This is a genomic window from Brevundimonas sp. PWP3-1b1 (assembly GCF_049896065.1).
GTDB classification, from domain to species: domain Bacteria; phylum Pseudomonadota; class Alphaproteobacteria; order Caulobacterales; family Caulobacteraceae; genus Brevundimonas; species Brevundimonas intermedia_B.
On sequence record NZ_JAFCTO010000001.1, the window covers coordinates 634,972 to 657,397 of the forward strand.

The 22,426-nt window shown below is 66.7% G+C and carries 24 protein-coding genes; 14 read left to right on the top strand and 10 right to left on the bottom strand.

Annotated features, from left to right (window positions below; translation table 11 throughout):
- Window positions 1–11 precede the first annotated feature (11 nt).
- The 4 genes from coaE to ACP69V_RS03035 are packed head-to-tail and all read right to left on the bottom strand — an operon-like array spanning window position 12 to window position 2,972.
- Entirely contained in the window at window positions 12–644 is a 633-nt protein-coding gene (gene coaE / locus ACP69V_RS03020; RefSeq protein WP_426022583.1) for a dephospho-CoA kinase, read from the bottom strand.
- A complete protein-coding gene (locus tag ACP69V_RS03025) occupies window positions 641–1,471 on the bottom strand; it encodes a shikimate dehydrogenase family protein (protein WP_426022585.1) in 831 nt (276 codons plus the stop codon). The genes coaE and ACP69V_RS03025 overlap by 4 nt, the downstream gene beginning before the upstream one ends.
- Entirely contained in the window at window positions 1,468–2,106 is a 639-nt protein-coding gene (locus ACP69V_RS03030; RefSeq protein ID WP_426022586.1) for a Maf family protein, read from the bottom strand. The genes ACP69V_RS03025 and ACP69V_RS03030 overlap by 4 nt, the downstream gene beginning before the upstream one ends.
- Window positions 2,103–2,972 (bottom strand): pyruvate, water dikinase regulatory protein, encoded by an 870-nt coding sequence (locus ACP69V_RS03035; protein ID WP_426022587.1) that lies wholly within the window; start codon window positions 2,970–2,972, stop codon window positions 2,103–2,105. The genes ACP69V_RS03030 and ACP69V_RS03035 overlap by 4 nt, the downstream gene beginning before the upstream one ends.
- Window positions 2,973–3,422: 450 nt before the next feature.
- Between ACP69V_RS03035 and hemE the strand changes: the two genes are divergently transcribed.
- From hemE to ACP69V_RS03090, 11 genes are all read left to right on the top strand, one after another.
- Entirely contained in the window at window positions 3,423–4,481 is a 1,059-nt protein-coding gene (gene hemE, locus ACP69V_RS03040; RefSeq protein WP_426022589.1) for a uroporphyrinogen decarboxylase, read from the top strand.
- The gene (gene hemH, locus ACP69V_RS03045) at window positions 4,478–5,539 is read left to right on the top strand and encodes a ferrochelatase (protein ID WP_426022591.1); all 1,062 of its coding nucleotides are present in this window, start codon (window positions 4,478–4,480) and stop codon (window positions 5,537–5,539) included. The genes hemE and hemH overlap by 4 nt, the downstream gene beginning before the upstream one ends.
- The gene (locus ACP69V_RS03050; protein WP_346497037.1) at window positions 5,536–6,003 is read left to right on the top strand and encodes a CopD family protein; all 468 of its coding nucleotides are present in this window, start codon (window positions 5,536–5,538) and stop codon (window positions 6,001–6,003) included. Before hemH ends, ACP69V_RS03050 begins: the two co-directional genes overlap by 4 nt.
- Before the next feature lie 207 nt (window positions 6,004–6,210).
- Window positions 6,211–7,644, top strand: coding sequence for a transcription termination factor Rho (rho, locus tag ACP69V_RS03055; protein ID WP_135194321.1), 1,434 nt, complete (start codon window positions 6,211–6,213; stop codon window positions 7,642–7,644).
- A 78-nt stretch (window positions 7,645–7,722) separates the two neighbouring features.
- A complete protein-coding gene (locus ACP69V_RS03060) occupies window positions 7,723–7,950 on the top strand; it encodes a DUF6489 family protein (RefSeq protein ID WP_426022594.1) in 228 nt (75 codons plus the stop codon).
- A gap of 145 nt (window positions 7,951–8,095) precedes the next feature.
- Complete coding sequence (mnmE, locus tag ACP69V_RS03065) at window positions 8,096–9,403, top strand: tRNA uridine-5-carboxymethylaminomethyl(34) synthesis GTPase MnmE (RefSeq protein WP_426022595.1); 1,308 nt, start codon at window positions 8,096–8,098, stop codon at window positions 9,401–9,403.
- An 82-nt stretch (window positions 9,404–9,485) separates the two neighbouring features.
- Window positions 9,486–11,366, top strand: coding sequence for a tRNA uridine-5-carboxymethylaminomethyl(34) synthesis enzyme MnmG (gene mnmG / locus ACP69V_RS03070; RefSeq protein ID WP_426022596.1), 1,881 nt, complete (start codon window positions 9,486–9,488; stop codon window positions 11,364–11,366).
- Complete coding sequence (rsmG, locus tag ACP69V_RS03075) at window positions 11,366–11,998, top strand: 16S rRNA (guanine(527)-N(7))-methyltransferase RsmG (RefSeq protein WP_426022597.1); 633 nt, start codon at window positions 11,366–11,368, stop codon at window positions 11,996–11,998. The genes mnmG and rsmG overlap by 1 nt, the downstream gene beginning before the upstream one ends.
- On the top strand, window positions 11,979–12,800 hold the full coding sequence (locus tag ACP69V_RS03080; protein WP_135194325.1) for a ParA family protein: 822 nt from the start codon (window positions 11,979–11,981) through the stop codon (window positions 12,798–12,800). The genes rsmG and ACP69V_RS03080 overlap by 20 nt, the downstream gene beginning before the upstream one ends.
- 25 nt (window positions 12,801–12,825) lie before the next feature.
- Complete coding sequence (locus ACP69V_RS03085; RefSeq protein WP_426022598.1) at window positions 12,826–13,716, top strand: ParB/RepB/Spo0J family partition protein; 891 nt, start codon at window positions 12,826–12,828, stop codon at window positions 13,714–13,716.
- Between the two features lie 39 nt (window positions 13,717–13,755).
- Window positions 13,756–13,938 carry a hypothetical protein gene (locus ACP69V_RS03090; RefSeq protein ID WP_409717138.1) on the top strand — a complete coding sequence of 61 codons (183 nt, stop codon included), beginning with the start codon at window positions 13,756–13,758 and terminating at the stop codon, window positions 13,936–13,938.
- Window positions 13,939–13,980: 42 nt separating this feature from the next.
- On the opposite strand, the gene holA is transcribed toward ACP69V_RS03090, so the two are convergent.
- The 4 genes from holA to ACP69V_RS03110 all read right to left on the bottom strand — a co-directional run bounded on the left by holA (window position 13,981) and on the right by ACP69V_RS03110 (window position 18,679).
- Entirely contained in the window at window positions 13,981–15,033 is a 1,053-nt protein-coding gene (gene holA, locus ACP69V_RS03095) for a DNA polymerase III subunit delta (protein WP_426022599.1), read from the bottom strand.
- A complete protein-coding gene (lptE, locus tag ACP69V_RS03100) occupies window positions 15,030–15,509 on the bottom strand; it encodes an LPS assembly lipoprotein LptE (protein ID WP_426022600.1) in 480 nt (159 codons plus the stop codon). Before lptE ends, holA begins: the two co-directional genes overlap by 4 nt.
- Window positions 15,509–18,058: a leucine--tRNA ligase gene (gene leuS, locus ACP69V_RS03105; RefSeq protein ID WP_426022601.1), complete on the bottom strand. Its 2,550-nt coding sequence runs from the start codon at window positions 18,056–18,058 to the stop codon at window positions 15,509–15,511. The genes lptE and leuS overlap by 1 nt, the downstream gene beginning before the upstream one ends.
- A gap of 156 nt (window positions 18,059–18,214) precedes the next feature.
- The gene (locus tag ACP69V_RS03110; RefSeq protein WP_135194331.1) at window positions 18,215–18,679 is read right to left on the bottom strand and encodes a DUF3576 domain-containing protein; all 465 of its coding nucleotides are present in this window, start codon (window positions 18,677–18,679) and stop codon (window positions 18,215–18,217) included.
- 364 nt (window positions 18,680–19,043) lie between these two features.
- Between ACP69V_RS03110 and ACP69V_RS03115 the strand changes: the two genes are divergently transcribed.
- Window positions 19,044–19,424, top strand: coding sequence for an NtrZ family periplasmic regulatory protein (locus ACP69V_RS03115; RefSeq protein WP_426019515.1), 381 nt, complete (start codon window positions 19,044–19,046; stop codon window positions 19,422–19,424).
- Between the two features lie 15 nt (window positions 19,425–19,439).
- Here the strand turns inward: ACP69V_RS03115 and ACP69V_RS03120 are convergent, their stop codons facing one another.
- Complete coding sequence (locus tag ACP69V_RS03120; RefSeq protein ID WP_426022602.1) at window positions 19,440–20,084, bottom strand: thiamine phosphate synthase; 645 nt, start codon at window positions 20,082–20,084, stop codon at window positions 19,440–19,442.
- On the opposite strand from ACP69V_RS03120, the gene ACP69V_RS03125 reads away from it, so the two are divergent.
- Window positions 20,083–20,781, top strand: coding sequence for a YggS family pyridoxal phosphate-dependent enzyme (locus ACP69V_RS03125; RefSeq protein WP_426022603.1), 699 nt, complete (start codon window positions 20,083–20,085; stop codon window positions 20,779–20,781). The genes ACP69V_RS03120 and ACP69V_RS03125 overlap by 2 nt on opposite strands.
- Window positions 20,782–20,861: 80 nt before the next feature.
- Complete coding sequence (locus ACP69V_RS03130) at window positions 20,862–21,548, top strand: response regulator transcription factor (RefSeq protein ID WP_135194334.1); 687 nt, start codon at window positions 20,862–20,864, stop codon at window positions 21,546–21,548.
- Between the two features lie 3 nt (window positions 21,549–21,551).
- On the opposite strand, the gene ACP69V_RS03135 is transcribed toward ACP69V_RS03130, so the two are convergent.
- Window positions 21,552–22,388 carry a hypothetical protein gene (locus ACP69V_RS03135; protein WP_426022604.1) on the bottom strand — a complete coding sequence of 279 codons (837 nt, stop codon included), beginning with the start codon at window positions 22,386–22,388 and terminating at the stop codon, window positions 21,552–21,554.
- Window positions 22,389–22,426: the final 38 nt, after the last annotated feature.

Below are 22,426 nucleotides of genomic sequence, written 5' to 3' on the forward strand. Positions count from 1 at the left end.
AGACATTCGCCTCAGTGCGAAAGGCCAGCCGCGCCTTGCCGGGGAGATATCCACGACGGGTCCAGAACGGTGGCGACGATCACCTCGACCTCCGCTCGCGCAACGTCGAGGCCACGGCCGGTGTCGATCACGAAATCCGCGCGGGCGCGCTTTTCGGCGTCCGGCATCTGGCGCGCGAGGATGGCGTCGAACCGTTCGCGCGTCATACCGGGACGGGCCAGGACACGCTCGGCCTGGATCGCGGGATCGGCAGTGACGACCACCACGGCGTCGACGGCCTTGTCGCCCCCGGTTTCGAACAGCAGGGGGATGTCGAGGACCGCCAGCCGGGTTCCCGCAGCGCGCGCCGCCTCAAGATCCGCCGCCCGGCCCTGGGCGACCAACGGATGGACGATGGTTTCCAGCCGACGAAAGGCGGTCTCGTCGCGGCCCAGCGCCTCGGCCAAGCGGGTTCGGTCCACGGCGCCATTGACGACCACGCCGGGGAAGGCCTCGCCTACCGGCTCGACCGCCGCGCCGCCGGGGGCATAGAGGCGATGCACCGCGTCATCGGCGTTCCAGACGACCGCGCCCAGTTCGGCGAACATGGCCGTCGTCGTCGATTTGCCCATGCCGATGGAGCCGGTGAGACCGAGCAGGATCATACCGTCTCGCCCAGATGCGCCAGCAACAGGGCGCGCAGGTCCAGCGACGGAGGAGGGCGACGAAACAGGGCCTGGAACGACGGCGCCGCCTGGCCGATCAGCATGGCCAGGCCGTCCACCGTCGGCAATCCACGCGCCCGCGCCGCCGTCAGCAAGGGGGTGGCCAGCGGCTTGTAGGTCATGTCCATCACCACCGTGCCCGGCGCGATCCGGTCGAAATCGATATCCGGCGAGACACTGAGCGCATTGACGACCAGGGCCGCGCCATCAAAGGCGTCCGGCGCCGCCATGACCCGCACCGACGGACCGAGATCGGCGGCCAGGGCCTGGGCCCGTTCCGGCGAGCGATTGACGATGCGAACCTCCGCCCCGGCCTTGACCAGCGCCCCCGACCCGGCGCGCGCCGCACCGCCGGCGCCCAGCATGACCACCGGCCGACCGGCGACGTCCAGATCCGGCGCCTGTTCCTTCAGACCCCGCATCAGTCCGATCCCGTCGGAGCTGTCGGCGGATACGCGGCCGTCGTCGAACGTGAGGATGTTGGCCGAGGATGTCAGCCGCGCCGCCGCTGTCGCTGTGTCCGCCAGGGCGAAGGCCTGTTCCTTGAAAGGCGCGGTGACGTTCAGGCCCATGATCAGCCCGGCGCGCCCGGCCGCGACCAAGGCCGCGAACCCGGCTGCATCGGCGGGGGCGAAAGGGACATAGGCGCCGTCGATGTCGCCCGCCTCCAGCCAGGCGTTATGGATCACCGGACTGAGCGAATGGGCCACCGGATTGCCGGCGATCCCGGCGACCATGGCGGCGCCCGTTATGCGGTGCGTGCTCATGCCGCGATCACTCCCGCCCGCCGCAGTTCCGCCAGAACGGGCCACAGGGGCAGGCCCAGGACGGTGAAATAGTCGCCGTCCACGGCCTCGAACAGCTGAGACCCCAGACCCTCCAGCCGGTAGGAGCCGACGCAGGACAGCAGGGCCTCACCCTCCGCCGCCAGATAGGCGTCGAGGAAGGCGTCGGAGAAATCCCGCATCCGCATCTCGACGGCATCGACGCCGGACCAGACGATCTGGCCCTTGGTCGCCAAGGCGGCGCCGGAATGCAGCTGATGCGACTTGCCGCGCATGGATTTCAGCCGCTCACGCGCGGCGTCCAGGGATTTCGCCTTGGACACCAGGCCGCCGTCGAAGGCCAGGGTCTGGTCCGAGCCCAGCACCCAGGCGGTTTCATCGTCGCGCGACACGGCCAGAGCCTTGGCTTCGGCCAAACGCACCGCCAGGGCCGCCGCATCCAGATCGGCGGACACGGCCTTGATCGCGTCTTCGTCCACATTGGCGACCCGCACCTCAAAGGCGACGCCGGCGTTTTCCAGCATTGCGCGTCGGGCGGCGCTCTTGGACGCGAGGATCAGGGTCTCGCGCTCAAGCAGCCCGTTGGGCGATAGCGCAGCTGAAAGCTCTGATTTCACCACGTGGTCCCGATCTTGTGGTTGCGATGTTCGCTGAGCAGGTTGGTGATCGCCGCCGCCGTTTCCTCGACCGAGCGACGGGTCACGTCGATGGTGGGCCAGCCGCGCCGTTCGAAGGCCCGCCGCGCCTTGATCGTCTCGTCGCGTACGGCGTCCTGGTCGGTGTAGTTGGACGACTGGTTGGCGTTCAGATTGTCGATGCGGTTGCGGCGGATCTGCACCAGCCGGTCGGGCGACACCGTCAGGCCGATCACCAGCGGCTTCTTCAGCTTCGTCAGCCGCTCGCCGTCCTCCTGGCCCGGCACCAGCGGCACATTGGCCGCCCGGATGCCACGGTGCGCCAGATAGATGCAGGTCGGGGTCTTGGACGTGCGACTGACCCCGCACAGCACCACATCGGCGCCCTCCAGCTGCTCCAGCGACCCTTGGCCGTCGTCATAGGCCATGGCGTAATCCAGCGCCGCGATCCGGTTGAAATAGTCGTGGTCCAGGGCATGCTGGGCGCCGACACGGGTGGACAGGGCCGCGCCCAGATAGCGGGACATGGCCCCCACAAGCGGATCCAACGCCCCGATCTGCGGCATGTCCAGCCGGCGACACCCTTCCTCCAGCTGTTCGCGCAGCTCTCGATCCACCAGGGTGTGCAGAACGACGCCCGGCGCGGCCGCGACCTCCTGCAGCACCCGGTCCATCTGCTTTGCCGAGCGGACCAGGGCGTAGATGTGTTCGATGGGGATGACGCCGTCGAAGCGCGCCGTCACCGCCTTGGCCATGGCGTTCAGCGTCTCGCCGGTGGAATCCGATACAAGATGCACATGGAAATAGGTGGCCAGACGGGCCGGTCCCGAAGGTCTCGCTGGGCTCATGGGACTGTCTGTCTCCCTGTTGAAAGTTAGGGGACGGCGTTGGACCGTCGGGGCGCCGTTTTCCTTAGCCCCTCCTCGCCCGGCCCGCGAGCGGGGATGACGGTGGATGGCGGTCCCCATCCCAAGGCGGATCATCCCAAGGCGGAAAACCGGTTTCTCCATCGCTGTGGAAAATCCTAACGAGGGGTTAACGGCGCTTAACCGTGCTCACAGGCGCAAGTCCCCGCAAACCCTTGCCTGTTAAGGTTTCGTTAGGGATTGTCCACCGACGGGATTGTCGTCCATGGCGTCCCCGTTAAGGATGCGCGGGGCGTGGATATCCGCTTTTGTTCCGCCGGCTGTCCTGAAGTCATCCCCGCCATTCCACCGCCCTACCTGCCACTTCGAATCTTTTAATTCTTAATCTGATTAGGGATTGAGAGCGGGGGGCTGTGACCTTAATCGTCCAGCATGACCGATCCGACCCAGAACAACGATACAACGCCCTTGATGCTCAGGGCTCTCCGGGGAGAGACGTTGGAGCGTCCGCCGGTCTGGTTCATGCGTCAGGCGGGGCGTTACCTGCCGGAGTACCGCCGACTGCGGGCCGAGGCGCCCGACTTCATCGCCTTTTGCCTGAACCCAGAGATGGCGGCCGAGGCGACGCTGCAGCCGATGCGTCGGTTCGGCTTCGATGCGGCCATCGTCTTCGCCGACATCCTGCTGATCCCCCGCGCCCTGGGCCAGGACGTCTGGTTCGAAACGGGTGAGGGGCCGCGTCTGGGCGAGATGCCCATTCCCGGTCGGATGGCCGAACTGGCTGCGGGGGCGGGCGAGTACCTGTCGTCCGTGGGCGAGACCCTGTCGATCGTGCGTGCGGCCCTGGAGCCCGAGCGGGCTCTGATCGGGTTCGCCGGCGCGCCCTGGACCGTGGCCACCTATATGCTGGACGGCGAACACCGGACCATCGGCAAGGGCGAACGCGCCCAGGCCCGGACCTACGCCTATGCTGACCCGCGCCGGGTGGATGAGACGCTGGAGGTTCTGGTCGAGGCCACGGCGCGGTATCTGAAGATGCAGGCCGACGCCGGCGCCCAGGTGTTGAAGATCTTCGAGAGCTGGGCCGAGGGGCTGCCCGACGATCTGTTCGAAAGACTGGTCCTGAAGCCCCACCAGGCGCTCGTGAGGCGCACGCGGGAGCTGGGCGTCACCGTGCCCCTGATCGGCTTCCCACGGGGCTCTGCGGCGCTTGCAGAGCGGTATGCGCGGGAGGTCGAGGTCGACGCCGTCGCCCTGGACACCGCCTGCCCGCTGGAGGTCGGCAAACGGGTGCAGCAGATCAAGCCCATTCAGGGCGCGCTCGACCCCCTGTTGCTGCGCGCCGGCGGCGACTTGCTGGACCGCCGCGTGGATCAGCTGATGGAGGCCTGGGGGCAGGGGCCGTGGATCTTCAACCTGGGCCACGGCATCCTGCCGGACGTGCCGATCGATCACGTCGAACAGGTTCTGAAGCGGATCGGCGCCCAATGACCGAAGCGACCCAAGGCCGCCGCATCGCGGTGGTGCTGTTCAATCTGGGCGGGCCGGACGACCAGGCCTCGGTCAAGCCGTTCCTGTTCAACCTGTTCAACGACCCGGCCATCATCGGCCTGCCCGGGATCGTGCGTACGCCGCTGGCCAAGCTGATCTCCAGCCGGCGCGAAACCAGCGCCCAGGCCAACTACGCCCTGATGGGCGGGGGATCGCCCCTGCTGCCGGAAACCCGTCGTCAGGCCGGGGCGCTGGAGACGGTGCTGAACGCCCGGTTGTCGGGCGACACGGTGCGGGTCTTCATCGCCATGCGCTACTGGAATCCGCTGACCGAGGAGACGGCCGCCGAGGTCGCCGCCTTCGGGCCGGACGAGGTGGTGCTGCTGCCGCTGTATCCGCAGTTCTCGACCACGACGACGCAGTCTTCGCTCAAGGCCTGGAACGCCGCTTATAGCGGTTCGGGCGTCAGCCGCGCCGTTTGCTGCTATCCGGCCGCAGCGGGTTGGGTCGAGGCCCAGGCCCAGGCCATAGGCGAGAAACTGGACGAGGCGGTGGGCCAGACGGTGCGCGTGCTGTTCTCGGCCCACGGCATCCCCGAGAAGCTGGTGACCGGCAAGGGCGATCCCTATCAGGAGCAGATCGAGACGACCGTCGCCGCCGTGGTCGCCGCCATCGAGGCGCGTCGCGGACCGATCGACCACGCCATCTGCTACCAGAGCCGCGTTGGACCGATGAAATGGTTGGGCCCCTCGACGCCCGAGGCCATCGAACAGGCGGCCAGGGACGGCGTTGGCGTGGTCATAACCCCCATCGCCTTCGTCTCCGAACATATCGAGACCCTGGTCGAGCTGGATATCGAATACGGCGAACTGGCCCATGAAAAAGGGGCCAGTCCGTATCTTCGGGCGCCGGCGGTCGGGATCGAACCCCTGTTCATCGACGCCTTGGCCGATGCGGCGGTCAGCGCCCTGTCGCGCACCGGCGTTGCGCCGTTCGGTCAGGGGTGCAAGGCGGACTGGAAGGCCTGTCCGTATCGAAACGGGAGACAGGCGGCATGAATACCTATGACCTGGCGCGTGGCCTGCACATCCTGGCCGTCATCGCCTGGATGGCCGGGCTGCTGTTCCTGCCGCGCCTCTATGCCTATGACGCCGAACAGCAGTCCAAGTCCGAGCCGCTGAAAAGCGAGATGCAGGGCCTGTTGCGTCTGTGGCAGACGCGCCTACTGCGCATCATCCTGAACCCGGCGATGATCCTGTCCTGGGTGTTCGGGCTTTGGCTGATCCACATCGATGTCTCCGCGCGGGGCGCGGGCTTCCTGGCCGAGCCGTGGATGATCGCCAAACTTTCCGGCGTCTTCCTGCTCAGCGGCTGGCATGGTTTCCTTTCGGCGCAGAGGAAGAAGATCGCGGCGGGCACCTCGAAATATTCCGGGAAATTCTGGCGCATGACCAATGAGGTTCCCTTCGTCTTGGCCATCGTCATGGTGCTGTCGGTGACGACGGAGTGGACGTTCGGTTAAGCGGCTCCGCTTGACCTGACCCGCCGCCTGTGGTTCCGCTGGCGGTGAACCGTTCGGCATCTGCCGTCGGCGGTCCCTCTCTCTTCGTGACGCCTGCAGGCCTTGAGCCAGCGGGAGCCCGTCACGCCTCCCTTCGGCCTTATGGCCAGACATTTTCAGAGACCCGCGCCGCAGCCTCTTGGCCGTGTGCGCCCGCGAGCCTGCATCATGACCGACGTCCGCGACACCAATCCCGACACCCCCGAGACCGAAGCCGTTGAGGCCCAGGCTCCGACCCATCACGGCGCCGAGCACGAGGCCGGTGAAGTCGCAGGCGCCGACTCCGGCGTGGACACCACGGCCGACGACGATGACGACGGCGAACCCGTCGTCGCCAACGGCCGCATCACCCTGGCGGAACTGAACGAGAAGACGCCGGCCGACCTGGTCGCCTTCGCCGAACAGCTGGAGGTCGAGAACGCCTCCAACCTGCGCAAACAGGATTTGCTGTTCGCGATCCTGAAGGCCCTGGCCGACGAGGAAGTCGAGATCATCGCCGACGGGGTGCTGGAAATCCTGCCCGACGGCTTCGGCTTTCTGCGCAGCTCGGACGCCAACTATCTGCCCGGTCCGGACGACGTCTATGTCTCCCCGTCGCAGATCCGCCGCTTCGGCCTGCGCTCGGGCGACACCGTCCACGGCGCCGTGCGGGCGCCGCGCGAAGGCGAGCGCTACTTCGCCCTGCTGAAGGTCGACACGATCAATCTCGAAGACCCCGAGATGGTCAAGACCAAGGTCCTGTTCGACAACCTGACGCCCCTCTATCCCGAGGAGCGGCTGAACATGGAAATCCAGGATCCGACGCTGAAGGATCGCTCGGGCCGGGTCATCGACATCGTCGCCCCCTTGGGCAAGGGCCAGCGCTGCCTGATCGTGGCGCCGCCGCGCGTCGGCAAGACGGTGATGCTGCAGAACATCGCCAAGTCGATCGAGAAGAACCACCCGGAAGTCATCCTGATCGTCCTGCTGATCGACGAACGGCCGGAAGAGGTCACGGACATGCAGCGCACGGTGAAGGGCGAGGTCGTGGCCTCGACCTTCGACGAGCCGGCCACCCGCCACGTCGCCGTCGCCGAAATGGTGATCGAAAAGGCCAAACGCCTGGTCGAGCACAAGAAGGATGTGGTGATCCTGCTGGACTCCATCACCCGCCTGGGCCGCGCCTATAACGCCACCGTCCCCTCGTCGGGGAAGGTGCTGACCGGGGGTGTGGACGCCAACGCCCTGCAAAGGCCCAAACGCTTCTTCGGCGCCGCGCGGAACGTGGAGCAGGGCGGGTCGCTGACCATCATCGCCACGGCCCTGATCGACACCGGCAGCCGGATGGACGAGGTGATTTTCGAAGAGTTCAAGGGCACCGGCAACTCGGAAATCGTGCTGGACCGCAAGGTCGCGGACAAGCGCATCTTCCCGGCCATCGACGTGCTGAAGTCCGGCACCCGCAAGGAAGACCTGATCACGCCGAAGGACCAGCTGGCCAAGACCTATGTCCTGCGCCGCATCCTGAATCCCATGGGTCCGCAGGACGCGATCGAATTCCTGCTCGACAAACTGCGCCAGTCGAAGAACAACTCGGACTTCTTCCAGTCGATGAACACCTGATCCGCCTTTCTCAAGTACCGCGATCCGCGCTTGGCCATAGACAGAAACGGTGTTTCACGTGAAACAGGAGACGGCGCGATGAAGGTCAATGTCGAAGTCGAGTGCACCCCGGCGGAGGCTCGGGCCTTTCTGGGGCTGCCTGACGTGACCCCGCTGAACGAGGCCATGGTCGCCGAGATGCAGAAGCGGATGCAGACCAATGTCGCCGCCATGCAGCCCGAAGAGCTGATGAAGACCTGGACCAGTTTCGGCCTGCAGGCTCAGGATCAGTTTCGTCGTCTAATGGAAGCGGCCGTCAAGCCATGACCCGCCTGTCTCCTCCCCCCATCGGGGGAGGGGGACCCCGAAGGGGTGGAGGGGCTGTGTCCGCATCCACCTCTGGTGGCCCCTCCGTCACGCCGCTGACGCGGCGCGCCACCTCGCCATCGCTTCGCGCCAGGGAGGAGACAGAATGACCGACACCATTTTCGCCTTGGCCACACCACCCGGCCGCGGGGCCATCGCCGTCATCCGTCTGTCGGGGCCGGCGGTCGAAGCGTCTCTGACGGCGCTTGGCGCGGCAAAGCTGAAGCCGCGAATGGCGGCGGTTCGCGATCTGACCTACGCTGGCGATCACATCGATCAGGCCCTGGTCCTGCGCTTTGTGGCTCCAAACTCCTACACCGGGGAGGACTCCGCCGAACTGCATCTGCACGGCGGGCGCGCCGTGGTCGAGGCCGCCAGCCGCGCCCTGATCGCGCTCGGCGTTCGTCCAGCCGAACCCGGCGAGTTCACCCGCCGCGCCTTCCAGAACGGTCGGATGGACCTGGCCCAGGCCGAGGCGGTCGCCGACTTGATCGACGCCGAGACCAGCGCCCAGGCCAGGCAGGCCCTGGGGCAGCTGGATGGAAAGCTCAGCGAGACCTACGCCGGTTTCCGCCGCGACCTGCTTCACGCCCTGGCTCTGGTCGAGGCGGAGATCGACTTCCCCGACGAAGAGGTGCCGGACAATCTAGCGCGCACGGCCGGCCCCGTACTGGATCGTCTCGCCGACGATCTGCGCCGTGCCGTCGACACCGGGCGACGGGGCGAGCGGGTGCGGGACGGCTATCGTATCGTCCTGATCGGCGAGACGAACGCCGGCAAGTCGTCGCTGTTCAACGCTCTCGTCGCACGAGAGGCGGCCATCGTGACGCCGATCGCCGGCACCACCCGCGATGTGCTCGACGCCGATCTGGTGATCGGCGGTTACGCCGTGACCCTGTCCGACACGGCGGGGCTGAGAGAAAGCGACGATCCGGTCGAGGCCGAAGGCGTTCGCCGCGCGCGACTACGGGCGGAACAGGCGCACCTTCGTCTGTGGGTTCGAGCGCCGGGCGATCCGGACGGGGTGGCGGCTGACTATGCCCGACCGGATGACTTGGTGGTCGCCAACAAGTCCGATCTTGGAAGCATTCACACCACAAGCGGTTTGGAGGTCTTGTCGGTCAGCACCGAAAGCGGGCAGGGCTTGCCAGAGCTTCACGACTGGATCGCTGCACGGCTGTCCGCCGATCTGGCGGGGGCGGATTTTCCGGCGATCACGCGCGAGCGTCACCGGCTTCGGTTGACCGAGGCGCTGTCGACGGTGACCGCAGCGCGCATGGCCCTCGATGTCGCGCCGGAGATGGCGGGCGACGATCTGCGCCGGGCGGCCGATGCCTTGGCGCGGGTCACCGGCGCCATTGGGGTCGAGGACATACTGGGTCAGGTCTTTTCGACCTTCTGCATCGGAAAGTAATACCGCTGTTCCACGTGAAACTTCGGCGGTTCCTCCAAGGCTGAAGGTGGCGAAGTGGAGCCAATTGGACTATGTGCGCGGCATGAGTTCTCCCACCGATCTTCACTTCGACGTCGTCATCATCGGCGGCGGCCACGCCGGCTGTGAGGCCGCAGCAGCGTCGGCGCGTGCGGGCGCACGCACCATCCTGCTGACCCAGAAGCTGGAAACCATCGGCGAGATGTCCTGTAATCCGGCCATCGGCGGTCTGGGCAAGGGACACCTGGTGCGCGAGATCGACGCCCTGGACGGGATCATGGGGCGTCTTGCCGACGTGTCGGGCATTCAGTTCCGCCTGTTGAACCGGTCGAAGGGCGCCGCCGTGCGTGGCCCTCGCAGCCAGATTGACCGGCGTCTGTATCGCGAAGCCATGCAGGCCGAACTGAAGGCGACGCCAAACCTGACGCTGATGGCGGGCACCGCCGAGAGCCTGATCCTAGACGGGGACCGTGTAGGAGGGGTCACGACGGGAGCTGGTGAGACGGTGCGGGCCGGGGCGGTTGTCCTGACGACGGGCACCTTCCTGAACGGCGTCATCCATCGTGGCGACGAACGGATTTCTGCCGGTCGCCACGGCGAGGATCCGTCCACCGGTCTGGCTGCCGACCTGCATGCCGCCGACCTGATGATGGGACGGCTGAAGACCGGCACGCCGGCGCGGCTGGATGGCCGAACCATCGCCTGGGATCGGTTGGAGATGCAGCAGGCGGACGAGACCCCGTCGGCCTTCTCCTTCCTGACCGACAAGATCACCGTGCCTCAGATCGCCTGCGGTGTGACGCACACGACGGAAGAAACCCACAGGATCATCGCCGAAAACCTCGGCGAGAGCGCCGTCTATGGCGGCAAGCTGTCTGGGAGGGGGCCGCGCTATTGCCCGTCGATTGAGGATAAGGTCGTGCGGTTCGCCGACAAGACCAGTCACCAGATTTTCCTTGAACCCGAGGGCCTTGATGATCCGACCGTCTATCCGAACGGGATCTCGACATCGGTCTCCGAACCGACTCAGCTGGCCTTCCTGCGCACCATCCCGGGTCTCGAAGCCGTGGAGGTGTTCCGCTACGGCTATGCCATCGAATATGACTACGTCGATCCGCGCGAGCTGAGCCCTGCGCTGGAGGTCAAGAAGCGGCCGGGTCTCTATCTGGCCGGCCAGATCAACGGCACGACCGGATATGAGGAGGCCGCCGCCCAGGGGCTGATGGCGGGGGTGAACGCGGCGCGTGCGGTGGCGGGACAGGAGGCGGTCGTCCTGGGACGCGACCAGGCCTATATCGGCGTGATGATCGATGATCTGGTGACGCGAGGCGTGACCGAGCCTTATCGCATGTTCACCAGTCGGGCGGAGTATCGCCTGACCCTGCGTTCCGATAATGCCGATCAGCGCCTGACCCCGCTGGCGATTCAACTGGGAGTCGTGGGCGACAGGCGTCGGGCACGTTTCGAAGCCAAGGCGGCGGCGCTGGCCAAGGCGAGCGTCGTTTCACGTGAAACACTATTCACACCCAACGAAGCGGGAGCCTTGGGGATCACTGTGAATGCGGATGGGCGTCGTCGGTCGATGCGTGAACTTCTGGCCTTCCCCGATATCACCCTGGATCACTTCATCGCCGCTTGTCCGTCCATCGCGGACTGGAGCGCTGAAGTTCGCGAGCAGGTCGAGATCGACGCGGGATATGCCAATTACCTTGATCGGCAGGCGCTCGACGCTGAGGCCTTGCGGACGGAAGAGGGGCTGATCCTGCCCGCCGATCTCGACTATGCCGCCATCGGGGGTCTGTCTAACGAGGTTAAGGAGAAACTGGCGCGGGTCCAGCCTCGCACCCTGGGTCAGGCCGGGCGTATCGAAGGTATGACGCCCGGCGCCCTGACGGCCCTGCTGGCTCATGCGAAAAAGTCGCCCAAAGCCTCGGTCGCCGCCTGATGCTCGAAACGGAAAAGGCCGCTTTTCAGGCCAGGGCCGGAGCGACGCCGCAGCAGATGGCGGACCTTGAGGCTTTTCGTGTTCGTCTCGGCGACGCCAATTCGGTGATGAATCTCGTCGGCCCCGACAGCCTGCCGGACTTCTGGAACCGACACGTCTGGGACAGTGCGCAGTTGCTGACGCATGCGCCCGAGGCGCTGACCTGGGCCGATCTGGGGGCCGGCGCGGGGTTTCCGGGCGTGGTGCTGGCGATCCTGATGAAGGGGCGGGAAGGGGCGCATGTCTGGCTGATCGACAGTCTGGGTAAGCGGTGCCGGTTCCTGCAGGAGGCCGTGGATGCGCTCGATTTGCCGGCGACCGTGGTCGTCGGTCGGGCTGAGGAACAGCAGGTGACATGCGACGTCGTTACCGCCCGGGCTGTGGCGCCGATGGAGAAACTGCTGGGTTATGCACAGCCCTACTTCCAAAGGGGTGCACAAGGTCTGTTCCTCAAGGGGGAGAGGGCCGAATCCGAGTTGATCGAGGCGGGGAAATCCTGGCATTTCGAAGCTGAACTGGCCCCGTCGCAAAGCGACGTGCGAGGCCGTATCGTGACAATCCGGAGCCTCCGACGTGCCCGCACAAAGCGCTAGAAAGAGACCTGCCCGCGTTCTGGCGGTGTCGAACCAGAAGGGCGGGGTGGGCAAGACCACGACGGCCATCAACCTGGGCACAGCCTTGGCTGCCATTGGCGAGCGTGTGCTGATCGTGGACATGGATCCGCAAGGCAATGCCTCGACCGGCCTTGGTGTTCCACGTGAAACACGCCGGGTCACCATATATGACGTGGTCGTGGATCAGCGGTCCGTCGACGATGCGGCGGTCCAGACGACGGTCCCCGGCCTTTGGATCGTGCCGGCCGACGCCGACATGTCGGGGGTGGAAATCGAACTGAGCCAGGCGGATCGCCGGTCCTATCGATTGCGGGATGCGCTGCGCGCGCATGACGACGGCCCTACCGCGTATGACTATGTGCTGATCGACTGCCCGCCGTCGCTGAACCTGCTGACGCTGAATGCGATGGCGGCGGCGGATGCGGTGCTGGTGCCGCTTCAGTGCGAGTTTTTCGCCCTGGAAGGGCTGAGCCAGCTGATGCGGACCATCGACATGGTCAAGCACAGCCTCAATCCGTCGCTGGAAATCCAGGGTCTGGTTTTGACCATGTATGACCGCCGAAGCGCCCTGTCGGGGCAGGTGGCCAATGACGTGCGCGCCCACTTCGGCGACAAGGTCTATGAGAGCGTCATCCCCCGTAACGTCCGCGTCGCCGAGGCGCCCTCGTTCGGCAAGCCGGCCCTGATCTATGATCTGAAATGCGCCGGCAGCCAGGCCTATCTGCGTCTGGCCAAGGAAGTGGTGAAGCGCGAACGCCAGCGCCTGAAGCTGGCCGCCTGAGTTTTATTGGAAACGGAACAGTATCTTGGCTGAACGACAAAGAGGTCTGGGCCGCGGCCTGTCGGCATTGATGGGGCAGGACGCCGAGGCGCCGGTGGCGTCTGACGCACCGGCGCCCGCCGGCGTGCAACGCGTGCCGATCGAGAGCCTAAAGCCCAACCCAGATCAGCCGCGCAAGACCTTCCGTCAGGAGGATCTGGAGGAACTGACCGCCTCGATCCGCGACAAGGGCGTGCTGCAGCCGATCCTGGTGCGGACCCATCCGGGCGAGGACGGCGTCTGGCAGATCATCGCCGGCGAACGCCGCTGGCGCGCCTCCCAGGCCGCGCGCCTGACCGAGGTGCCGATCGTCATCCACGAAATGGACGACGTGGAGGTGTTCGAGGTCGCCATTGTCGAGAACGTGCAGCGCGCCGACCTGAACCCGCTGGAGGAGGCGGAGGCTTACCGCGTCCTGATGGAACGGTTCGGCCGGACCCAGGATGCCGTGGCGGGCGTCGTCGGCAAGAGCCGCAGTCACGTGGCCAACACCATGCGCCTGCTGCAACTGCCCGAGCGGGTGCTGTTCTATGTGCGCGAAGGCAAGCTGTCGGCCGGCCACGCGCGGGCTCTGATCAATACGCCGGATCCGGGCCAGCTGGCGGACATCGCCTTCGTCGATGGTCTGAGCGTGCGCGAGACCGAGGCCTTGGCCCGCCGTGCGGTCGAGGGGCCCAAGGCGGTCAAGGCCAGGTCTGCATCCGCGTCTTCGGGCGGAGAGGGGGCGGCCGATGTCGTGGCGCTTCAACAGGATCTGGCCGACGCCCTGGGCCTGAAGGTCCAGCTGGCGGACAAGGGCGGCAAGGGCGACCTGACCATCCGCTACGGCTCACTGGAGCAGCTCGACGACTTGTGCCGCCGGTTGATGCGGGGTTGAGACGGCGGACTTGGCGATGATCTTGTGGTAAGGTGGCCTATGACTGAAGAAAACACGCCCTCCGCCGCCGACAATCTGAAACAGGCGCTTGCCGCCAAGAAGGCCAAGACCGGTCATGGCTTCAATGCACAGGCCGGCGCCAAGGCCGAAGAGAAGAGCGTCTCGGCGCGCAATGTCGCCATGGCTCAGCCCGCGTTCCGCAAGGCGTCCAAGCGGGGCTGACTAGGCTGCGTCTTCTCCCCACGGCAGGGGAGAGGGCGTCTCTTAAAGCCCCAGCCGTCGCGCCCGCCCGGCGATTTCCAGAAGCAGGCGTTCGGCGATCAGTTGATCGGGCATGCCGGTCGTCTTGGTGGCCACGTCGGCCGTGTTGATGCTGTCCAGCACCTCGTCCAGCGCTTCGAGCCGCCAGGACCGCGCCTGGCGCAGCATTTCCGCCTCCTGTTTCCAGAAGACGCCAGCGGCCTTTGCGGCCTCCTTGGCGTTTGCGCCGTTGGCCTGCAAGATATTGATCCGGCGAAGTTTTCCCAGATGCATCGCGGCCGAGCGGACGGCCAGAACCGAGGATTCGCCCTCGGCGAAGGCGCGTCTCAGACCCGCTTGCGCCGGGCCGGGCCGGGCGCCGAAGGCCTGAAGCGCGGCGTCGGACAGGGAGGCGTCCGGCTCGACGCCCAGGTGATGCTCCAGCGCGTCCATATCCAGCGTCTTGCCCGAGCCGGGGCCGATGAAAAGGGCCAGGCGCTCGATCTCCTGGCGCATCAAACCCCGCTCGCGCGGCAGTCGGGCGACGAAACGGTCCAGGGCGTCGGACGTCAGACCGACCTTGTCGGCGGCCAGGGCCTCGCGAACCATACGGGCGACATCGCCGGTCTCGTCCTCGTAACAGACGATGCCGACCGCGCCGTTTTCCTTTTCGGCGGCCTTTCGCAGGGCGGACTCGCGACCCAGCTGATCGGCCTCGACCACCATCATGGCGTCGGGATTGTATCCGCCCTCCGCGTGAATCTTGAGCGCGGCGGCGACGGCCTTGTCCACGCCCGGCTTCAGCGTGGACAGACGGATCCGCACCAGACGACGGCCGCCCATCAGGGACATGGCCGTCAGAGCCTCTTCCAGCTTCGTCTCATCGCCGTCGATGTCGCTGTCGGTCAGGACGGTGACGTTGAAGGGGTCGTTCAGGTCGGGGGTGATGGTCCGGCACAGCACCTCGGCCCGCTCGGCGACGCCGGATCGGTCCTTGCCGTGGATCACCGCCGCCCGGATCGCCGGATCGGGCGCCTTCAGAAAGCGATCGATCTCGGGGCGTTTGGCCAGGATCACGGGTTCGACAGCGCCTGCATGAGGTCAAGGCGGATCAGCCGGGCCAGTTCGGAAGCGGCGCGCTCCTCGCCGTCCTGCTGGGCGGCGATCGCGGCATAGGGCTGGTCGGCGGCGGCGTAGGTGGTGGTGACCGTTTCCGTGCCGCGGACGGGCGTTCCGCCGGCGGCGGGGGTCAGGGTCCAGGTCGCCTTGACCGTCAGTTCGTAGCGGGTCGCGGTGTCGTCGATCCGGCGGCCCAGCGAGCGGCGGTTCTGCTCGACTTGGGTCGTCAGGCGATAAAGGGGCGTGGAGGACCGATCCCAGGCCAGGGCGTCCTCCAGCTGTTCGCGCAGGCGATAGCCCAGCCGGTCATCCTGGGTGGAGACGGCGATGCGGCGCAGGGACGATCCCACGGCCGGTTCGGCGTACATGGGGGTGAAGCCGCAGGCGGAAACCGCCAGGGCGGACAGGACCACGAAGGTCGCCGCGATACGCATCAGCCGGCTACCAGATTGACGATGCGGTCCTTGACCACGACGATCTTCTTCACGCTCAGACCCTCCAGCCGCGCCTGCACGGTCTCGTCAGCCAGAACGATGGCCTCGACCTCGGCGGGCTCCATGCCGCGCGGCACGCGGATTTCCGCGCGACGCTTGCCGTTGATCTGGATGGGCAGGACCACCTCATCGTCGGCCGCCAGCGCAGCGTCCCACACGGGCCACGGCGCGTCCAGAACCATCCCGTCTTCGCCCAAACGGGTCCAGGCTTCCTCGGCCAGGTGCGGGGTGAAGGGGGCGATCAGGCGGGCGAGGGCCGACAGGGCTTGGCGCTTGGCGTCGCCGCCGGCCTGGGCGTTGTCGCGGATGGTGGCGACGAAGGCGTAGAGCTTTGCAATGGCCGAGTTGAATCGGAAGCCCTCGACCCCTTCGGACACGGCCTTGATGGCCTTATGCGCCTCACGCAGCAGGTCGGCGTTGGCCTTGTCCTCGCCGGCGAAGGCGGGATCGTACGCATCAAACAGGGTCCAGGCGCGCTGGACGAAGCGGCTGGCGCCCTCGACGCCGCCGGGGGTCCATTGCACGTCGCGTTCGGGCGGGCTGTCGGACAGAACGAACAGACGGCCGGCGTCCACGCCGTGCGATTCCAGGATTTCGGCCGGGGCGACGACGTTCTTCTTGGACTTGGACATCTTCTCGATGTCGCCGATGACCAGGGTCTCGCCGGTCGACAGCTGGCGGGCGGAACGGACGCCATTGTCATTGCTCAGATCCACGTCGGTCGGCTCGACCCAGGCGCCGTCGGCGCGGCGATAGGTCTCGTGGACCACCATGCCTTGGGTGAACAGGCCGGCGAACGGCTCCTTCACCGACAGCATGCCGGCGTCGGACAGGGCGCGGGTGATGAAGCGCGCATAGAGCAGGTGCAGGACTGCGTGCTCGACGCCGCCGATATACTGATCCACCGCCAGCCAGCGATCGGCGGCGGCCTTGTCGATCGGCGCCTCGGCCGTCGGGTCGGTGAAGCGGGCGAAATACCAGCTGGAGTCGACGAAGGTGTCGAGCGTATCGGTCTCGCGCGTGGCGTCCGCGCCGCACGACGGGCATTTGACGTGCTTCCAGGTCGCGTGGCGATCCAGCGGATTGCCGGGCACGTCAAACGTCACGTCGTCGGGCAGGACGACCGGCAGCTGATCGGCGGGAACCTCCACCGGGCCGCAGGACGGGCAGTGGATGATCGGGATCGGGCAACCCCAGTAGCGCTGGCGCGAAACTCCCCAGTCGCGCAGGCGATAGATGGTCGCGCCCTTGCCCGCACCCGCCGCCTCGACGCGGCGTATGGCCTCGGCTTTGGCGGTTTCGATGTCCAGGCCGTCCAGGAAGTCGGAATGGAAGATCGCGCCCGGACCGGTATAGGCCTCGTCGCCCACGGCGAAATCGTCGCCGGCGCCTTCGGGACGAACCACCGGGATCACCGGCAGGTCGTATTTGCGGGCGAAGTCCAGGTCGCGCTGGTCATGGGCTGGACAGGCGAAGATGGCGCCCGTGCCGTATTCCGACAGGATGAAGTTGGCGATCCAAACGGGGACTTCTGCGCCCGTGAAGGGATGGACGGCCTTCAGGCCCGTGTCCCAGCCGATCTTCTCGGCCTGGTCGATATCGGCTTGGGACGTGCCGCCCGCGCGGCATTTGGCGACGAAGTCTGCGACCGCTGGATCGGCCTCGGCCAGCTGTTTCGAGATCGGGTGATCGGGCGCCAGGCCCAGGAAGCTGGCGCCGAACAGGGTGTCAGGCCGGGTGGTGTAGATTTCGACGCCGGATTCGTATCCGGCGGGAGCCTGGCCGGCGAAGGCCCAGGTCATCTGCAGGCCCTTGGACCGACCGATCCAGTTTTCCTGCATCAGGCGGACCTTCTCGGGCCAGCGGTCCAGGGTCTTCAGACCGTCGATCAGATCGTCGGCATAGTCGGTGATGCGCAGGAACCACTGGTTCAGCTTGCGCTTCTCGACCACGGCGCCCGAACGCCAGCCGCGCCCGTCGATCACCTGTTCATTGGCCAGGACGGTGTTGTCGACCGGATCCCAGTTGACGACCCCATCCTTGCGATAGACCAGGCCGCGCCGATACAGCTCCAGGAACCAGGCCTGCTGCTTGCCGTAATATTCCGGATCGCAGGTCGCGAACTCGCGCGACCAGTCCAGCGACAGGCCCAGCAGCTTCAGCTGCTCGCGCATGGTCGCGATGTTGGAATAGGTCCAGCCCTTGGGGTGGATGCCGCGCTCCATGGCCGCGTTCTCGGCCGGCATGCCGAAGGCGTCCCAGCCCATCGGGTGCAGAACGTCGAAGCCTTGGGCGCGCTTGGACCGCGCCACGACGTCGCCCATCACATAGTTGCGGGCGTGGCCCATGTGGATGTTGCCCGACGGATAGGGGAACATCTCCAGCACATAGTATTTCGGACGGCCGGTATCCTTCGTCACGAAGGCTGAGGCCTCGGCCCAGCGGGCCTGTTGGCGAGGTTCGGCGGTCTTGGGTTCGTAACGGGCCACGGTCGTCCTGAAAGTCAGAAGGGCGCTGACACCCTCCCGGCTCAACTAGCCCGAAGGACGACAGCGCCCAAGAAATAATGCGTCCCACAAACTCTTGGGCGCGTCGCGCTCAAGCAGCCCGAAGGGCGGTAGCGCCTAAAGAAACTAACGCAGGCTTTAGCCTGCGTTAGACAGGTTCAGCTGGCGCGCCTTGGTCAGGATGGCGTTTTCCAGATCGGCCTCGGTCTGGGCGGCGACCGGGGCGGCGGTCCATTGCCCATCGGCGCCCTTCACTTCCTTGGTCACCGTGACGTTCAGCGCGTCGGCGCGCAGACGGGTGTCCAGGATGAAGACGGTCGCCTTGAAGCGCTCGTTCGGCGTCTGGGGGTTGATGTACCAGTCGTAGTTGATGACGCCGCCCCACGGATCGGCGGTCAGCAGCGGCATGAAGCTGAGGGTGTCGAGCGAGGCGCGCCACAGGAAGGCGTTGACGCCGATGCCCTGTTGCACGTTCGTCTTGGGCGCAGACTTCTCGCCGCCGACAAAGGGAATGCTTGAGCAGGCCGACAGCGACGCGCCAAGGGCCACGCCCGAGACCAGGACGACCGCGACGTTCCGAACCAGGGCCTTGTTGAGGCTCATCAAGAGAAGTCTCCGTAAACTCAGGGACGCGCGGGCTTTGCCCACACGCGCGCACGGCCAAGGAAGAATGCCGACTGCGGGGTTCTATAACACGGTGAAAAGGGGCGATGACAAGGCGAAGTCTGCGGCGGTCGCATCCGGCGTCGCGCTGTTTTGCGACAGGACCATGTCATCCAGCGGGATTCCGTCCAAATCCCGTGACGCTTGAGACACATGCGGGGAGAACAATGCGCGGGAACCTTGTTATCGAAGGCTCATTCCGTTGACCGCGAGGACACCCGGTGTCTAATCGCCTCGCTCACGACCATATAAGGTCGGTTCAGGGTTGAAACGCCGCGTCATGGCGGGGTTCGAAGGATTTGGTATGCGGTTCGGTGGTTTCCTGGCTGTGATGATGGCGACGACGGCGATGGCCGCGTCGACGTCGGCGCTTGCCCAGAGCACGTCCACAGTCTCGCTGTCGGACGCTCAGGCCGCCCAGCGCAGCGCCCCCGCTCCCCAACGTCGTGGTCTGCGCCTGAACGACAACGGTCGCTGGGGTCTGGACTTCAACCTGAACCAGCCCGTCGGCCGCGAGACCGATTGGGGCGATGTCGAAGCCGGCGCCTATTACCGTCTGAACGACCGCCTGCGCGTCGGCGCCGCCGCCGCCGTGGGCGCACCTGAGGCCGATCCGGCCCGTGCGCCCGAAACCAATGGCCGCGCCCAACCGCGCGTGCGCCTGGAAACCATCTTCAAGTTCTGATTTCGGCCCGATCCGTCAGCGGAACGCCGACTGGATCGCGTGGATCGCCGCCAGACCGCAGGCCCCTGTGGCTGTGAGACCCGCTGTGTTGGCGGCGTTGATCCCGCCCAAGGCATAGACGGGCAGGGGAACGCTCTGCGACTTTTCCTCAAACGCCGCGATACCCACCGGCGGCTTGTCGGCCGAGGCCCCGCCGGCGGGGAAGACCGGTGACAGGATCAGCGCGTCGAGCGCTTCGATCGAAGTGGGCTCGCCATGCCAGGCTGCGGTGACCAGCCAGCGAGGGTGCGCCGCTCGAATTGCGGGCGCGCTGTGGGCCTCGCGCTCAGGCAAATGGACTCCGTCGGCGGCCAGGGTCTGAGCCAGATCCGCGTCCAGCCCGACCAGCAGCTTCACGCCGCGATCCGTCGTCGCCTCGCGCAGACGACGGCCGGTTTCGACCGCGTCGGCCGCGCCGAACGCTCGATAGACCACCGCTGAGCCGGCAGGCAGGCGAGCAGCCGTCTCCCACGGGCGAGGCGTACGGTCGGGATCTGTGAAGAACAGCAGCGGCGGCAGGCCGGCGACCTGCGGGCTGACAGCGGCGGCGGCGCGGTTTAGAGCGGTCGCGGCATCCCAGAGCGCGCGTGCGTCGTCGCTGTAACCGGCTGGCAGGATCATGACCCCTTCTTCTCCCGCTTCTTATCCTGCGTCCATCGCCGAAAGGGTCGCCGATGTCCGCGCCCGCATCGACGCCGCCTGCCGCGCGGCCGGTCGCGACCCAGCGACCGTGACCCTGACCGCCGTGTCGAAGACCCAACCGCCCGAGGCCATCGACGCGATCCTGGCGACAGGCCAGCGAATCTTCGGCGAGAATCGGGTGCAGGAGGCGCAAGGCCGATGGACGGAACGCCGCGCGACGCTGCCGGACCTTGAACTGCGGCTGATCGGGCCGTTGCAAACGAACAAGGCCGAGGACGCCGTCGCCTTGTTCGACATGATCGAGACGCTGGATCGGGAGAAGCTGGCCCGCGCCCTGGCCCAGGCGGCCGAGAAACGCGGCCGATCGCCGCGCGTGCTGGTTCAGGTCAATACCGGCATGGAGCCTCAGAAGGCCGGCGTCTTGCCCGATCAGGCCGACGCCCTGATCGCGGCGGCGCGCGGGACCTATGGGCTGACGGTCGATGGTTTGATGTGCATTCCCCCGGCGGATCAGGACGCTGAGCCGCATTTCGAGCTGTTGCGCCAGCTGGCCGAACAGAATGGCCTGTCGGTCCTGTCGATGGGAATGAGCGGCGACTATGAGACCGCGATCCGGTGCGGCGCGACCCATGTGCGGGTCGGAACCGCGTTGTTCGGGGAACGAAATCGACCTTAAAGCCCCTCTAGGCCGTAACCCGACGTGAATTCGCACCCCCAAGCCTTGGCGCGGGGGCCAAGCCTCGCCATTGTCAGCTCATGCCCACGCCCAAGACCATTCTGATCATCGACGACGACGACGACCTTCGCGAGGCCTTGGCCGAGCAGTTGAACTTGCACGAAGAGTTCAAGACCCAGCAGGCCGCGACTGCGACCGACGGGGTGCGGATGGGGCGCGAGATCCGCGCCGACCTGATCCTGCTGGACGTGGACCTGCCTGACATGGACGGTCGCGAGGCCTGCCGCCTGTTGCGCAAGGACGGGGTCTCGACCCCGGTCATCATGCTGACGGCGCAGTCGGCCGACGCCGACGCCATCCTGGGCCTGGACGCCGGGGCCAACGACTATGTCACAAAGCCCTTCCGGTTCGCGGTGCTGCTGGCCCGCATCCGCGCCCATCTGCGCAGCCACGAACAGTCCGAGGACGCGGTTTTCTCGATCGGGCCTTACGAGTTCCGTCCCGCCGCCAAGGTTCTGATGGACGCCAAGGGCAAGAAGGTGCGGTTGACCGAGAAGGAAACCAACATCCTGAAATACCTGTATCGCGCCGGGGCCAAGCCGGTGTCGCGCGAGGAGCTGCTGACCGAGGTCTGGGGCTATAACGCCGGGGTCACGACCCACACGCTGGAAACCCACATCTATCGTCTGCGCCAGAAGATCGAGCCGGAGCCGGGCCACGCACGCCTGCTGCTGACCGACGCGGGCGGATACCGGCTGCAGCCGTAAGGCTCAGCCAGGTCGCCATTCACTGAGCATCTGACCTTCAGCGTTCTCGAAGGCGACACGGTCCATCTGGACCGCGCCGATGCAGACAGGGCGTTGATCGGGGCTGGAGGCGCGGCAACGGATGGCGCGGCCGTCGGCGAAGGCGGTCATCCGACCTTCCAGCACCAAACGATAGCCGCCCGACGGAGCCGGCGGCGGCTGGTCTCCATCGCCACGCTGGGTGAACTCATAGGCGCGACCGTTGCGCCGGCCCAGGCGTGATCCATCCTCCTCGAACACCGCCGCCAGACCGACCGTCTGGGGCGACGGGGCGACAGGGCCGCTGGCCAAGGGATCGCCCAAGGCTCCAGGACAGCCCTCGGCGCGCAGCCAGGGGCGTGGCAGCCAGAACCCCTCGGCCGCCTCCCAGCTGTCGGCGCCGCCCGCGAGAAACGGCGAATCGGTCCAGTCGCCTGGGGCCAGGCTCAGTTTCAGGCTTTGGCGACGTTCGCCCCAGGACCAGGCGGCCAGACCGTCGCCTGCACCGGCGTCGGTGGCAGGCGGCGTGGGGCCGGCGCAACCGAACGCCTGGCGCAAGACGAAGCGGCGACCGGCCAGCGATGCGCCGCCGGGATCCTTTCCGGCCGCATAGGCCGAGGCGGCGATATCCATGGCCTGCAATAGGCCGGCGCGGTCCAGCACCGGGGCGGGCGCCATGGCCACCACCGGCGTTTCCGAAGGCGCGGGGGCGGGCGCCGGGGCAGGCGTCGCTGAATCTTCGCGCTGACAGGCGGAGATGAGGAAAAGGGACGCCGCGAGCGCGACGACCGACGGGCGAGGCGACACGACCGGTTCGAGCATGGAACCACCCTAGCATGCGGATCGCTGTTTTGGAGGCG